At 60.5% G+C, this 14,237-nt stretch carries 12 protein-coding genes and 1 pseudogene; 9 read left to right on the top strand and 4 right to left on the bottom strand.

Annotated elements, in window-relative coordinates:
* The first annotated feature begins 89 nt into the window (after positions 1-89).
* Entirely contained in the window at positions 90-2,033 is a 1,944-nt protein-coding gene (locus tag HPQ62_RS05090; protein WP_174801375.1) for a potassium transporter Kup, read from the top strand.
* A 368-nt stretch (positions 2,034-2,401) separates the two neighbouring features.
* On the opposite strand, the gene HPQ62_RS05085 is transcribed toward HPQ62_RS05090, so the two are convergent.
* Positions 2,402-2,800: a hypothetical protein gene (locus tag HPQ62_RS05085; protein WP_174801374.1), complete on the bottom strand. Its 399-nt coding sequence runs from the start codon at positions 2,798-2,800 to the stop codon at positions 2,402-2,404.
* Positions 2,801-3,439: 639 nt separating this feature from the next.
* Between HPQ62_RS05085 and HPQ62_RS05080 the strand changes: the two genes are divergently transcribed.
* Both HPQ62_RS05080 and HPQ62_RS05075 read left to right on the top strand, forming a co-directional pair.
* Positions 3,440-3,829, top strand: coding sequence for a hypothetical protein (locus HPQ62_RS05080; protein WP_174801373.1), 390 nt, complete (start codon positions 3,440-3,442; stop codon positions 3,827-3,829).
* A gap of 1 nt (position 3,830) precedes the next feature.
* Positions 3,831-4,313 carry a hypothetical protein gene (locus HPQ62_RS05075; RefSeq protein ID WP_174801372.1) on the top strand — a complete coding sequence of 161 codons (483 nt, stop codon included), beginning with the start codon at positions 3,831-3,833 and terminating at the stop codon, positions 4,311-4,313.
* Positions 4,314-4,472: 159 nt separating this feature from the next.
* Here HPQ62_RS05075 and HPQ62_RS21020 read toward each other — a convergent pair.
* Positions 4,473-5,127: pseudogene (locus HPQ62_RS21020) on the bottom strand (IS3 family transposase); the annotation flags it as partial.
* A gap of 276 nt (positions 5,128-5,403) precedes the next feature.
* On the opposite strand from HPQ62_RS21020, the gene HPQ62_RS05065 reads away from it, so the two are divergent.
* The 5 genes from HPQ62_RS05065 to HPQ62_RS05045 all read left to right on the top strand — a co-directional run bounded on the left by HPQ62_RS05065 (position 5,404) and on the right by HPQ62_RS05045 (position 13,323).
* A complete protein-coding gene (locus HPQ62_RS05065; protein WP_174801370.1) occupies positions 5,404-6,558 on the top strand; it encodes an efflux RND transporter periplasmic adaptor subunit in 1,155 nt (384 codons plus the stop codon).
* A 12-nt stretch (positions 6,559-6,570) separates the two neighbouring features.
* Positions 6,571-9,699, top strand: coding sequence for a multidrug efflux RND transporter permease subunit (locus HPQ62_RS05060; protein WP_174801369.1), 3,129 nt, complete (start codon positions 6,571-6,573; stop codon positions 9,697-9,699).
* A gap of 77 nt (positions 9,700-9,776) precedes the next feature.
* On the top strand, positions 9,777-10,472 hold the full coding sequence (locus HPQ62_RS05055) for a response regulator (RefSeq protein ID WP_174801368.1): 696 nt from the start codon (positions 9,777-9,779) through the stop codon (positions 10,470-10,472).
* Entirely contained in the window at positions 10,465-11,520 is a 1,056-nt protein-coding gene (locus HPQ62_RS05050; protein WP_244629548.1) for an ATP-binding protein, read from the top strand. The genes HPQ62_RS05055 and HPQ62_RS05050 overlap by 8 nt, the downstream gene beginning before the upstream one ends.
* Positions 11,521-11,541: 21 nt before the next feature.
* The gene (locus HPQ62_RS05045; protein ID WP_174801367.1) at positions 11,542-13,323 is read left to right on the top strand and encodes an ABC transporter ATP-binding protein; all 1,782 of its coding nucleotides are present in this window, start codon (positions 11,542-11,544) and stop codon (positions 13,321-13,323) included.
* Here HPQ62_RS05045 and HPQ62_RS05040 read toward each other — a convergent pair.
* On the bottom strand, positions 13,296-13,541 hold the full coding sequence (locus HPQ62_RS05040; protein ID WP_206678051.1) for a hypothetical protein: 246 nt from the start codon (positions 13,539-13,541) through the stop codon (positions 13,296-13,298). The two genes, HPQ62_RS05045 and HPQ62_RS05040, sit on opposite strands and share 28 nt — an antisense overlap.
* Before the next feature lies 1 nt (position 13,542).
* Between HPQ62_RS05040 and HPQ62_RS21170 the strand changes: the two genes are divergently transcribed.
* Positions 13,543-13,671, top strand: a complete 129-nt coding sequence (locus tag HPQ62_RS21170; RefSeq protein WP_280516246.1) for a hypothetical protein — start codon at positions 13,543-13,545, stop codon at positions 13,669-13,671.
* A gap of 200 nt (positions 13,672-13,871) precedes the next feature.
* On the opposite strand, the gene HPQ62_RS05035 is transcribed toward HPQ62_RS21170, so the two are convergent.
* A complete protein-coding gene (locus tag HPQ62_RS05035) occupies positions 13,872-14,225 on the bottom strand; it encodes an alpha/beta hydrolase family protein (protein ID WP_174801366.1) in 354 nt (117 codons plus the stop codon).
* Positions 14,226-14,237 lie beyond the last annotated feature (12 nt).

Genomic DNA, 14,237 nt, shown 5'->3' with positions numbered 1-14,237 from the left:
GCAGATGCCGTTCTGTACCGGTTTCCGGCCTCGGTCACGCTGCTTGCGGCATTGCGCCCAGGCCTGAATATTCCGAAGGATAAGATGTTATGAGCAATAAGAACGGGGATCAGCCTGCTGGCCGAGCAATATTGTCCTTGTCTGCGCTTGGGATTGTCTATGGCGATATAGGCACCAGCCCACTCTATGCCTTCCGCGCGGCAATCGGCACAGTAACAATCGATGAAAATTCCATACTCAGCATTCTATCAATGATAGTATGGTCGCTCGTAATCGTGGTTTCCCTCAAATACCTGCTTCTGGTGATGCGCGCCGACAACAACGGCGAAGGCGGCATTCTTGCGCTCCTTGCCTTGCTTCAGCCATGGCGCGGCAAACCGGGAATCGGGCAGACTGCCCTCATCATCATCGGCCTTTTTGGTGCTGCCCTGCTTTATGGTGACGGCATGATCACGCCTGCAATTTCGGTTTTGAGTGCCGTTGAGGGCATCCGCACAATCGAACCGGCTATTGCGCATTATATCGTGCCGATCACAATCGTGATCCTGCTGGCGCTGTTCTCGTGGCAGTCCAGCGGAACGGCGCGCGTTGCGGCCTGGTTCGGTCCAATCATGCTTGTGTGGTTTGCCACAATTTCCGTGCTTGGCGCTGTTCAGATTTTTCACAATCCCGTGGTGCTGAAAGCGCTGAGCCCCGCCTACGCCGTTGAATTTGGCTTTATGCGGCCGACGGCCGCGGCCATTGTCATGGGATCAGTCTTCCTCGCGGTAACCGGCTGTGAGGCTCTTTACGCGGATATGGGGCATTTCGGCCGCCCTCCTATTCGTCTCGCCTGGTTTGGCTGCGTGTTTCCTTGTCTGGTGATCAATTATTTCGGTCAGGGTGCATTGGTCCTCACCGGCAGCGTTCATGCCCAGCAACCCTTCTACGGCCTTGCACCGGACTGGATGCGCATTCCGCTGATGCTGCTTGCAACGGCGGCCACGGTGATTGCCTCCCAGGCGGTGATTTCCGGCGCCTTTTCGCTGACGCGCCAGGCGGTTCAGTTGGGGCAATTCCCCCGCGTTAGAATTCGTCAGACCTCTTCCGAAGAAACCGGCCAAATCTACATTCCGTCGATCAACCTGTTTCTGGCCTTATCCACCGTCGCGCTTGTCATCGTATTTCGCAGTTCTGAAAATCTGGCCGCAGCCTACGGCATTGCCGTCAGCGCCACGATGGTCGTCACCACCATTCTGTTGTATTTCGTCATGATCGATCGCTGGCGTTGGAAGGTCTGGCTGGTTTTGCCTGTCACCGCAGGTCTCGCGGCGATTGATCTCACGTTCTTTGCGGCCAACAGCGTAAAGATCATGGATGGTGGCTGGCTACCGATTGCCATTGGCGCAGCGATGTTCATCATCATGCGCACATGGGCGTTCGGCCGCCAACGGCTCCTCACCTTCCTTTCCAGCAATGGCCAGGATCTCGGTGAGTTCCTTCAGGCCGCTCAAGCCAGCAACGCTCCGCGCGTTCCCGGGACGGCGGTCTTTCTCGCAGCATCATTGTCAGAAACGTCGCCCGCGCTGATGCAACAGTTCAAACATCTGCCGGTTCTGCATGAAAAGGTCATTCTGCTAAACGTCGTCAGCCATGAAGTGCCGCGCATCAATGCACGCAATCGCCTCGACGTGAAGCAGCTCGGAATGAATTTTCAGGGGCTGCACGTTCATTACGGCTTCATGCAGTCACCCAACGTGCCGGTCGCCTTGCGCCTGCTGGCAGAAATCGACGACAGCCTCGATGTCAACAATGTGACATATTTTCTGGGGCGTGAAACAGTTATCCCTTCGGAGACAGGCTTCACCCTTCTGAGCTTGCAGGAGAGGCTTTTCTGCGCCCTTGCACGCAACGCCCTCCGCGCTACAGCGTTTTACAATCTTCCGCCTGAAAAGGTGGTTGAACTCGGCATGCAGATCGAGATCTCAGCATATCGCCGCCAAGCTAAATCCTCTGTCTCTTCTGCGTCAATAAAAAAAGAGGGACAAAGATGACAGGGATTATACTCTGGGCGGCGCGGTTCGATTTCGCCGCCTTCCGGCCAACTGGTGCAGGAGTTCCGTCCAAATCGCACCGGCTCTGATCGACCGATGTCCATGCGAATGGCTGCATGCCTGAAGCCGCGTCTGGCCTGTCCACCACTTCGATGCTTGTGGCAGAGACCGTGAGCAGCGCTTGCTCGTCTGGGCCCGGCACGGTCGTGAATACCGCCGCGCCGGACCTGCAGATTGGGACGTTTCTCCAGAGATGGAGCCATTCGACTTCGATGGCCTGCCGGCTAAGGCCTCCAGCTTCACGTCTATTGCGTCGCAAGGGCTGGAGGCCTGTATCTTGGAGGTGCCCGACAGGGCGATTGGCTCAGTTAGAGTATGGCACTGCCGATTTCGGCAATCTCAGCGACCTCTGAGAGGTCTTCCAAAAGGCCCACACGCGACCCGACTTCGGCGACATTTGACGGAGCGCCCACGGAAATGACCGGTTGTGTTTCTGGCAGTCTGCCAATGTTTTCTGTTCTGACCAATCCAATTGGTACAGGGGATTTCGGGCTTGAGACAGCCGAATGTATGATTTTTCCAATCACGCCGGCTCCAGTTGCCCCAGCTACTTCAGTGGCAATGCCCCATGCTGAAGACCAAAAGCTCTTTCCGCCAGAAACCATCTGCAAATCCTGCGGTTTCAGTTCGGAAAATTGTGTTTCTCCTGAATCTACCGAAGAATTCATTTCAGAATAACGATTGTTTTCGTTGTAAGTGTCGAACATTTTCTTCACTCCTATCGTGAAAAATGCACGACTATGAAGTGGTGATGGTACGGTGGTATTTAAGTGCCTTTTTTATTAAATTATTTTCATATATGTACATGGTGAACTTGATCCGGTGCAAGGTCTGGTGGCGATCGCATCGGCACGGTCTGTGGGATCCTCAGCGGCGTGAAGCTCTTCTGGGAGGCACCACCATGGCAGTTATTCCGCAGAGTGAACTTGAAAAGCCTTATCCACAAAGTGACTGTGACGGCTGAGCCGCTTGCGGCAGAAGCAATTTTGAGAAGCCGGACGAGACCGGCCCTGCCCGAGGAGAAAGGTCGCGCCCATCAGGTAGGCGCTGTAATCACAGCCGATGCTGGCTTGACCTGCCACTGTATTTTCATTCGGCTGCGGTTAGAGCCTGAGCGGATTTTGATACGCCAAATGGCGCGGTGCAAGCAACCGGTTGAAACGCGAAGCTTTCATTTTGCTTAGCGTTTGAGCCTGTTGCGGTTTTTCAGTTTTCTGGGCTTCTGCTAATATGGCCAACGAATATTGGCAGAATTTGTTTGGCCTATATCACATTCGAAAACGCTCAAGACACTGTGTTCGGGATGAAATTGCCAGACTTGTTGGTTTGGATGACGGGGTATCGAAATGAAAAGCAGAACGCATGTTTCTATGGGCTATTCCAACTCTGACTTAACGCGGTTTAATGGTAGAGTCGGCGGCGGCTCCTCTGATCTATATCGGAGTGATGAGGCAAATGTCTCAGTGAGTTTCGCTCCACTTCTGTCCGTCCCAACGCTTATTGCCGCCGATGGCAAGGCTGATAATTTCCGAAGAACCGATGTGGAGTTAGGAGCCTACGAGATAAAGGTTTTAGGGCTAGGGGTTGGCGCGGCGGCAAGCTTTACGACCGACAACACACTTGAATTCGACTTCGATGCCAGCTTGATCTTTGGTGTCGAAAACCAATTGGCTCAGAGAGCTTCGCTTCGTAAGTGCAAAGGACTTTACCCGCCGCCAGATGGGCAAGGAGGCTAATATGCCACAATTCATGCGCGGGGTGTTTGTCGCGGCTTCGGCGGGCTTTCTGATCTCCTTTTTCATGTCGAGCTTCACGCGCGATGCTTTCGCTGATGCCCAGAAATGTGATGCCTTGCATGAGGCTCCGTTGTTGACGCTCCGGCCTGTTATCGTGTTCGGCATGTCAGTCAATTTCGAAAGCGGTGTTTTGAAGTCCTTCCCGATTGGCTCTTGTGAGGAAGACCTGACAAACTGGCTCAACGAGTCAGGTTTTAAGCCGGTGGTGCGTAGTACCGCAGATGCGATGTTCTTTGGCGAGCCGGACGAAATCGCTCGATACCTTGAAAGAAGTAAAAATGGCTCCCTGATCAATCGGCGTGATTTAGAGCGTTGGGCGCCGATTGGATGGTCTTACTTTTCGGTCGCGTGGAACAGTGATGAAGCGGGTCGTCTGACGGAAATCTATGCCGACTCGAAGCAACTTCATTTCGATTTGCCGTAAGAGGGAAAGACGTGTGAGCTCAAAATAGCAGCGAATGCGATTGACCTGCGCCCCGACTTACCTCCATTTTTAGGAGAGTCTTGGGTTGTCAATCTGGCCTCAAGCGGCCTGTCTTTCCGGTGCCATTCTCATTGCGAACGCGTTGGGCGTGATATTTCACAGCGATGAGTGTGGTCTGTTTGCGTTGTAATCCTCCTTCAAAGGAGATATGTCATCGCGCGCTTGGGCGAGTGATGAGAACAGCGTCTCGTTGAGGCAATCGTCGCGGAAGCTGCCATTGAAGCTTTCGATAAAGTTGTTCTGCATCGGCTTGCCGGGAACGATGGAGTGCCATTCGACATGGGTCTCCTGGCACCATTTGAGGATCGCCATACTGGTCATCTCCGTGCCGTTGTCGGAGACAATCGTCCTTGGCTTGCCGCGCCTGTCAATGAGCGCATCCAGTTGCCGAGCGAGACGAGCGCCAGACAGCGATGTGTCCGCGATGAGGCGCAAGCGTTCGCGGGTGAAGTCATCCACGACAGCCAGCACCCGGAAGTGCAGGCATCTGTGAAGGCATCACGGATGAAATCCAGGCTCCAGCGCTCGTTGGTTTGCGAAAAGGCAAGGTCAATGGTCGTCTTGTTCCCAATGCCCTCTTGCGACCGCCGCGCGTGCGCACGGTCAGCTTCTCTTCCCGTTATAGCCGACGGAGTTTCTTCAGGGTCATGACGATCCCTTGCCGATCCAGCATCACATGGATCCGCCGGTAGCCGCAGCGCCGGCGCTGGGAGGCCACCTTCTTCATCGCTTCACGAATGGATGCATCGTCGGGGCTATTTACGCCTCGCGTCAAGAGTTTCTGGTCGTGAGACCTCAGGTGCAATCTCCATGGAGAGGCGATACTCGATCATAAACGGCCTGAATTGCCGTCAGATCCTGGGTTTTGGGGCGAGAATATCCCGCCTGTATTTTGCGCCAGCGTTTTTCCTCTGGCTTCCGGAGGATTGCGGGTATCCGCCGGCCTCCACGAAATCTCCATCATTTCTCAACCGAACATCGAAGGGCGCATGTCAGGTGCGGGCGAAGTACACCAGCCTGGACGCCTTTCATGTCGCACCGCCTTTCTTTTATCACCGCTATCGTTGGCGTCGTCGCCCTCGCAATCTTTCTGATTTTCCGCCACGAGGCGGTCTCGCAGATCGAAGACCCGTCTGCAAATACGCAAGCTCCCGCGCAGGTCACCACGCTGACGCTTGAGCCGGAGCGCGTGGTCCTGATCGAGGCCTTTCCCGGGCGCGTGGCGGCCTATCGGCGGGTCGAGATCCGGCCGCAGGTCACCGGCATCATCAAGAAGCGGCTTGTCGAAGGCGGGACCGAGGTCGAGGCCGGCGAGGTCCTCTTCGAAATCGATCCCGCGCTGCTTGAGGCCGATCTCGATACGGCCAAGGCTGGGGTGATGCGGGCCGAGGGAGCGCTGGCCCATGCCCGCCAGGGGCTGGCGCGGGCAAAGGCGTTGATCGCGGAAAACGTGACCAGCCGCAAGAATTACGAGGAAGCGCAGAATGATCTGACTGCAGCAGAGGCAAATCTTGCCGAAGCGAAGGCCGTCGCGCACCGGCGCGCGCTCGACCTCGATTTCGCAACGATACGCTCGCCGATCAAGGGCTATGTCGGCCGCACGGTCGCCGACGAGGGCGCGCTTGCCTCCAGCCAGACGGAGCTTGCGGTGGTGCAGGAGCTGGACCGCGTCTATGTCGACCTGCGCCTGCCGGCAACGAAGCTTGACGGCGTGCAGTCTGCCGCCAAGGAGGGGCTTGGGTCGGCGGAGATCCTCGACGCTGACGGCAAGCCGCATCCCCGTGCCGGCCGGCTGGCGCTTTCCGATGTCACGGTCGATCCGGGAACCGGGGATGCCGCAGTCCGGATCGAGGTGGAAAACCCCGGTCTCAATCTGCTGCCGGGCATGTATGTCCGTGTCCGCCTGCCGCGCGGCGTCCTTCCCGATGCGCTGCTGGTGCCGGAAGAAGCGGTCGTGCGCAACGGCGCCGGCGAGGCGCAGCTCGTGGTCGTGACGGCCGATGGCCGGGCCGCGCGGCGAAAGGTGGTTCTCGGCGATGCCATCGACGGACGCGTTGTCGTCACCGCGGGGCTGAAAGCGGGCGAGATGATCGTCATTCGCGGACAGGATCGCGTTCAGGACGGATTGCGCGTGAGCCCGGTGGGCGCACAGCAGGATGCTGCAACAGCAGCTGATAGGCATTAAGGGTCAAAGATCATGCCACAATTCTTTATCGACCGCCCGGTCTTTGCCTGGGTGATTGCGATCTTCATTGCGCTCGCCGGGCTCGTCGCCATTCCGAAGCTTCCGGTAGCCCGCTTTCCGGACATTGCGCCGCCAAGCATCAGCATCTTCGCGACCTATACCGGCGCAAGCGTCGATACGGTCAATGACAGCGTCGTTCGGCCCATCGAGAAGGAACTCTCGAGCGTCAAGAACGTGCTCTATTACGAATCCACCGCCGACTCGACCGGCGGCGCCAACATCATGGTGACGTTCAAGCCCGGAACCAATGCGGATATGGCGCAGGTGGATGTTCAAAACCGGCTGAAGAATGCCGAAGCGCAGCTTCCCGAGGCAGTCCGGCGCGGCGGCATCAGCGTCGAGGCCGCCGAATCCGGCTTCCTGATGGTGCTCACGCTCCGCTCGGTCAGCGGTGAGACCGACGAACTTGCCCTTGGCGATTACATGACCCGCAATATAAGCGAGGAGCTGAAGCGTCTGCCGGGCGTCGGGCGCGTCCAGCAGTTCGGTTCGCCACGGGCCATGCGCGTCTGGGTGGATCCGGAAAGGCTTGCGGCCTACGACCTGACCATGGCCGATGTGACCGAGGCGATCACCCGCGAGAACGCGCAGGTTTCGCCCGGCCGGGTCGGCGACGAACCGACGGTTCCGGGAACGAAGGTCTCGACGCCGCTCACCGTCCATGGCCAGTTGACCACGCCGGAGGCATTCGCGGCGATCCCGCTCAGGGCCAAACCCGATGGCGGACGGCTTCTGCTTTCGGATGTGGCGCGGGTTGAACTCGGCGCCCAGACGCTGGCCTTCAGCGTCAGCAGCAATGGCAAACCGGCCGCTGCCGCCGCGATCCAGATGCGGCCCGGCGCCAACGCCGTCAGCACCGCCGCGGCGATCGAAAAGCGCCTGGCGGAACTGAGGCCATCAATGCCGCAGGATATGGAGATCGCGATCTCCTACAACACCGCGCCCTTCGTGAAGGTCTCGATCACCAAGGTCGTCCATACGCTGATCGAGGCGATGGTGCTGGTCTTTCTGGTGATCCTGCTATTCCTGCAGAACATCCGCTACACGCTGATCCCGACCATTGTTGCGCCGATCGCGCTTCTTGGCACCTTCGCGGTGATGCAGCTTGCCGGCTATTCTATCAACGTTCTGACCATGTTCGGCATGGTGCTCGCCATCGGCATCATCGTTGATGACGCGATCGTCGTCGTCGAGAATGTCGAACGCATCATGGCGCGGCAGGGCCTGTCGCCAAGGGACGCGACCCGTCAGGCGATGCGCGAGATTTCGGGCGCGATCGTCGGCATCACGCTGGTTCTTGCGGCGGTCTTCATCCCGATGGGTATGGCAGCCGGGTCCGTCGGCGCGATCTATCGCCAGTTCACTCTGTCGATGGCGGTCTCGATCCTGTTCTCCGCCTTCCTTGCGCTGACGCTGACGCCGGCGCTGTGTGCCACGATCCTGAAACCTGTCAAGCCCCATGCCAAAGGCGGCTTCTTTGGCTGGTTCAACAGAGGATTCGGTGCGCTGGCGAAGCGCTATACCGGCTCTGTCGGCTGGGTCCTGCGGCGCGGCGGGCGGATGCTCGTCATCTATGTCGCGCTGATTGCGGCACTCGGCTACGGTTATTCGAAGATACCGACATCGTTCGTGCCGGAAGAGGACCAGGGCAGCTTTATGGCGATGTTCGAGCTTCCGGCCGGCGCCACCGCCGAGCGCACGCGCGAGGTTGTCAAGGCCTATGAGGCCCATACCGCGACACGGCCCGATATCGTCGAAAGTCTCGTGATCCTCGGCTTCGGCTTTTCCGGCTCCGGTACCAATGCCGCGCAGGCCTTTACCAGCCTGAAGGACTGGGGCGACCGCGACACCACGGTTGACCAGGAGATTGCGGCGGCGGAAGCCGCGATGGCCGACATTCCCGAAGGCATGGCGATGATCATGAAACCGCCGGCAATCGAATCGCTCGGCACCACATCGGGCTTCGCGCTGAGGCTCGAGGACCGTGCCAATGCCGGGCCGGCGGCGCTGAAGGCGGCAGAGGACCAGCTGATCGCGCTCGCCGCCGAAAGCAGGCTGGTAACCGGCGTGATGGCGGACGGGCTGCCCGATGGCCAGAGCATCGCGCTCAAGATCGATCGACAGAAGGCGCTGGCGCTCGGGGTGTCCTTCTCGGCCATCAGCGACATGATCTCGACGGCGATCGGGTCGACCTATGTCAACGACTTCCCCAATAACGGGCAGCTTCAGCAGGTGGTCGTGCAGGCCGATGCGCCCGCAAGGATGCATGTCGAGGATGTCCTGCGTCTCAAGGTGCGCAACATCGATGGCGGCATGGTGTCGCTATCGGAAGTGGTCGAGCCGGTCTGGGAAACGACGCCGCTGCAGGTCCAGCGCTATAACGGCTATCCGGCCGCGAACATTTCGGGCTCGGCGGCGCCGGGTGTTTCAAGCGGCGCGGCGATGACCGAGATGGAGCGTCTGGCGCAACAATTGCCGCGCGGCTTCGCGGTGGAATGGACCGGGCAATCGCTGCAGGAACGGCAATCCGCCACGCAGACGCCAATGCTGCTGGCCGCCTCGATGCTGATCGTGTTCCTCGTGCTGGCCGCACTTTATGAAAGCTGGTCGATCCCGCTTTCGGTGATGCTGGTCGTGCCGCTTGGCGTGCTCGGCGCGGTGCTGGCGGTGCTGGCACGCGGAATGGACAATGACGTCTTCTTCAAGGTTGGCCTGATCACCATTATCGGGCTTTCGGCGAAGAACGCCATTCTTCTGGTCGAATATGCCCGCCATCTGAGACATGACGGGATGAGCCTCCATCGGGCCGTACTGCAGGCAACCCGGCTACGGCTTCGGCCGATCGTGATGACGTCGCTGGCCTTCATCCTCGGCGTCGTGCCTTTGATGCTCGCGCAGGGCGCCGGCTCCGAGATCCAGAACGCGATCGGAACCGGCGTGTTCGGCGGCATGCTGTCGGCCACCACGCTTGCGGTATTCTTCGTGCCGGTGCTCTACGTTACAGTCAGTCGACTGACGCTGCACGGAACGCGGAAGAAGGATGTTGCCAACAACCCGGAACCCGCCGCGCCGGCACAATGAGTTCGGGCGTTCCCCGCCATCCGCATGGATGCACGGGGAACGCTCCGGGCGGCATTTCAAAGATCGAAGACATGGCCATGAACAATGCTCTGATCCTGATTATCGAAGACGAACCCGAGATCGCCGAGATCATCGGCACCTATATGGCGCGCGAGGGCTTCCGGGTCATTACCGCGGGCGATGGCACTGTGGGGCTTGCCCATCATCTGCGACTGCGTCCCGATCTGGTGGTGCTCGACATCAAGCTGCCCGGACAGGATGGTTATGAGGTGCTGGCAGCAATCCGCCGGCGCGGCGATACGCCGGTGATCATGGTGACAGCACTTGCGGAGGATCTCGACAAGCTCCAGGCGTTGCGCATCGGCGCCGACGATTATGTCGTCAAACCGTTCAACCCGCTCGAGGTCGTGGCCCGCGCCAAGGCCGTGCTGCGCCGGACCATCGGGCGCACGGCCGCCGAGGTGCTGCGCGTCGGTCCGCTGACTGTCGATCCTCAGGCCTATCGCGCATCGGTCGATAGCCCAGCCGGGGCGGTGGTGCTCGACCTGACGCGGACCGAGTTCCGCATCCTCGCCCATATGTCCGCTAACCCGGGAAGGGCATTCGAGCGCGCGGAACTGGTTGACGCCTGCATGCCGGAGAGCGAAGCGCTCGATCGCACGGTGGACAGCCATGTCAGCAATCTGCGCCGCAAGCTTTCCGCCGCCGGAGCGGATGGCCTGCTCACCGCCGTGCGCGGCGTCGGCTACCGGTTGGACAGCACCAATGTCTAGAAACCTGAATTCCCGGATCGTCCGCGCGATGATCGCGTTGACGCTGCTCGCCTTCGCCGTCGTCTATTTCGGGCTGATTGCCTATTTCTTCTTCATCTACGAATGGCTCTATCCGGAGTTTACGAACGACGATTTCCTGCGCACGGGCGATATTGTCACATTGGGTCTGCTTCTTGGCATCGGCATATCCTCGGCTTCACTGCTCGGCTGGATCCTTGCACGACGGATCGTGGAACCGCTGAAGTCGGTTGCCGAGGCTGCCCGCCGTGTCGCGGAAGGCGACTTTTCGGCGCGCGCTTCATTGCGCGGCGGCAATTTCGGCGAGGCCGGCGATCTTGTCGATGACTTCAACCAGATGGCGGAACGGCTGCAGCGTGCCGAGACCGAGCTGCAATATTCCAACTCGGCGATCGCGCATGAACTCAGGACGCCGCTCACCATTCTTCGCGGGCGCCTGCAGGGCCTGTCGGATGGCGCCTTTACCGCCAGCCCGGAGCTTTATGCCCGGCTGATCGAACATGTCGACGATCTGTCGGCCATCGTGGAGGAATTGCGCACATTGGCGCTCGGCAATGCCGGTCAGCTTGACCTGCAGGTCGGGCGTCTCGACCTTGCGGAAGAGGCGGCGGCGGCGATGAACGCCCTTGAGGAGCCGCTCGCAACGGCCGGGATCACCGCGACCCGGCAACTGGGCCGCGCTGTGACGACCGCCGATCGCGCACGGTTGCGGCAGGCCTTCGTCGCGCTTATGGAAAACTGCTGCCGTTATGCGCCGGGAAGCACCGTGCTCGTGGAGACAGGCGTTTCGACAGAGCATGTCTTCTTCCGCTGCACCGACACCGGCCCCGGCCTTTCCGCCGAAAACCGCGCACGCGCCTTCGAGCGGTTCTGGCGTGCGGACGAGTCGCGCGGCAGGGCAAGGGGCGGTTCGGGTCTCGGCCTGCCCATCGTCAAGGCGATTGCCAGGGCGCATGGCGGCGACGCGCTGATCCTTCCCTCCCAAAACATCGGCCTTTCCGTCGAGATCCGGCTGCCGCGCCCGGATTAGCTTTTTTCAGCGAGACTATCCATGTCAGATCATCTGAACGACCCCGATGCCTATGACGGCCTTGCCGCCAGGCATGTGTCGATGCGGCGCGTGCTGGCCTTGTTCGCTCCCTATCGAAAGCGGATCGCCATGGTCATGCTGCTGATGGTGGTTGCCTCCGCGACCGGCCTTGCGGGCCCATTCCTGCTGCGCGCGATCATCGATCAGGCCCTGCCGCAAAACGATATCGGCCTGCTGCTCTGGCTTGTTGCAGGCATGGTCCTTGTCGCGTTGTTGTCGGCCATCATCGGAGCCGGTCAGGTCATTCTCTCCTCGCGCATCGGACAAACGGTCCTGCATGATCTGAGGGTGCGGCTCTATGCCCACCTCCAAAGCCTGTCGCTGCGCTTTTTCACCGGAACCCGCGTTGGCGAGGTTCAGTCGCGGATCGCCAGCGACATAGACGGGCTGCAATCGCTGGTCACCGATACCGCCAATGAGCTGGGACGCTCGCTGAGCGCGGTGATCATGACGGCGATCGCTATTCTCATCCTCGACTGGCGCCTGGCGCTGTTCGTCCTGTTCATCGTGCCGGGAACGGTCTTTATCAGCAGCCGCGTGGCGCGGATGCGCGAGGCGCTGACCTACCAGCAGCAGGCGCGCGCCGCCGACATGTCGGTCGCCGTCCAGGAGACGCTTTCGGCCTCGGGCATCATCCTCGCGCGGACCATGGGCAGGGGCGCGCACCTGACGCAGCGTTTCGCCCGTATTTCCAAGGATCTGGCAAAGCTGGAAATGAAATCGCGGACCGCCGGCGAGTGGCAATGGTCGCTGATCGGCCTGGCGCTGGCGATCCTGCCGGCGATGACCTTGCTGGCGGGCGGGCTGCTGATGCAGACCGGCAATCCCGCCTCTATCGGAACGCTGGTCGCCATGATCGCGCTGCAGGAACAGCTGCTCTGGCCGTTCGAGCAATTGCTGGAAATCGGGCGCGACACGCGCAAGACGCGCGCTCTGTTCGCGCGGATCTTCGAATATCTGGACAAGCCGGTCGAGATCACCGAGCGCGCCGATGCCGTGACGATCCCGCGGGCCGCGATGCGCGGCGATGTCGCGCTGGATCACGTCAGCTTCGCCTATCGCGAGGAGGGGCGTCCCGCCGTCCACGACATCAGCCTGTCCATTCCGGCCGGCAGCCATGTCGCGATCGTCGGTCCCACGGGGTCGGGCAAGACCACGCTCGGATACCTGCTGGCGCGGCTTTATGATGTCGACAGCGGCGCAATCCGGTTCGACGGTGTCGATCTGCGCGACCTCAGCTTTCAGTCCTTGTCAGACATGCTGGGCGTCGTCTCTCAGGACCCCTATCTGCTGCATGCCTCGGTGGCGGAGAACCTGCGCTTCGCCAAGCCGGAGGCGAGCGACGACGAACTGGTTGTGGCCGCACGGATCGCCCAGATCCACGACCATGTCGCGTCCCTTCCCGAGGGCTATGACACGCTGGTCGGCGATGACGGCTACCGCTTTTCCGGCGGCGAGAAGCAGCGCCTGGCGCTGGCCCGCACCATTCTTCGCGATCCGCGTGTGCTGTTGCTCGACGAGGCGACCAGCGCGCTCGACACCCGCACCGAACGCGCGATGTCGCAGGCGCTGGACCAGATGTCGAAAGGGCGCACGACGATCACCATCGCGCACCGCCTCTCGACCATCCGCCACGCCGACCTGATCGTGGTCATGCAGGCGGGCCGCATCGTCGAGCAGGGCAGTCACGACCGGCTGATGGCGCTTGATGGCGTCTATGCCGGCCTTACGCGCGGGGCCTGATCAACACGCGCAAGGACTGTCCGACGCCTGCCGGCCTGCTCGGCAAGCGGCAATGCCAGGTCCGACGGGATCTCGATTGTCCGGCCGAAGACGCTGGCCATCAATACGCTGGCCATGGACACGCCAAAGACGGTGATGCCGAGGCCGGTGCCCAGTTCATAGCCTGTGCCCTCGAGCGAGCCTGCCGCGCCACCCTTTTCGGGCTCCACAGACCCCATGATGGCGATGGATGACGCCGTCGAGGGGCTGTTCGCACTGCGTCTCTGGAGAGTCGAGGAGGGCGTCGATCTGCAATCGCAACTCGATGAGATCGAGGCGATGCTGCTGAGCCGCAGCAGATCCAATTGACCGGGCTTATTTCCTCTGCGGCGCGACCGACGGCAAGACTTTATCCCTTACGACGATGTCCCGCTATTGCGACCGTGCTGCGGCGCCGTCTTGACTTCTGGCCAGAATCCATCCGGGGAGGGCGTCAAGCGCGCCGGGCGCATGGGCGTGGCGGCCCTCGAGAAGGAACCGGACCATTGCAGACCATGGCCAGTCACCGATCAGTTGCCAATATAGGCGGAGGCTTTCAGAAGGCCGTGCGCGGCCTCGGGCCAGATGATGATTTCGGTCTCCTTCTCCCTTCCTGTCAACGCGTCACGAAAGTTCGCCGCATTGCGCACGGGATTGACATTCAAGTCGTCCGCGCCCCAGATGGCAAGCACCGGCAGATCGAGCCGGGCAATTGCATCGCGCGCATCGGCCTCTCGGTCGAGCCGGATGAACTGCCAGCGATCCGCGCTCATTCCGGCGGGCGGGCCGGCCGCTTCCGGACCGAAGATGTGCTCGTCTTCGAGGCTCTGATCCACAATCGTCAGATCGATAGCCTTCGGATCGAGCCCGTCGCGCGAGAGCATCGCCACCTTGCC

It is taken from the genome of Martelella limonii (assembly GCF_013344475.1).
In the GTDB taxonomy this organism is placed as follows: domain Bacteria; phylum Pseudomonadota; class Alphaproteobacteria; order Rhizobiales; family Rhizobiaceae; genus Martelella; species Martelella limonii.
The sequence above is the reverse complement of the archived record's forward strand: the minus strand, read 5'-3'. Positions and strand labels throughout refer to the sequence as shown.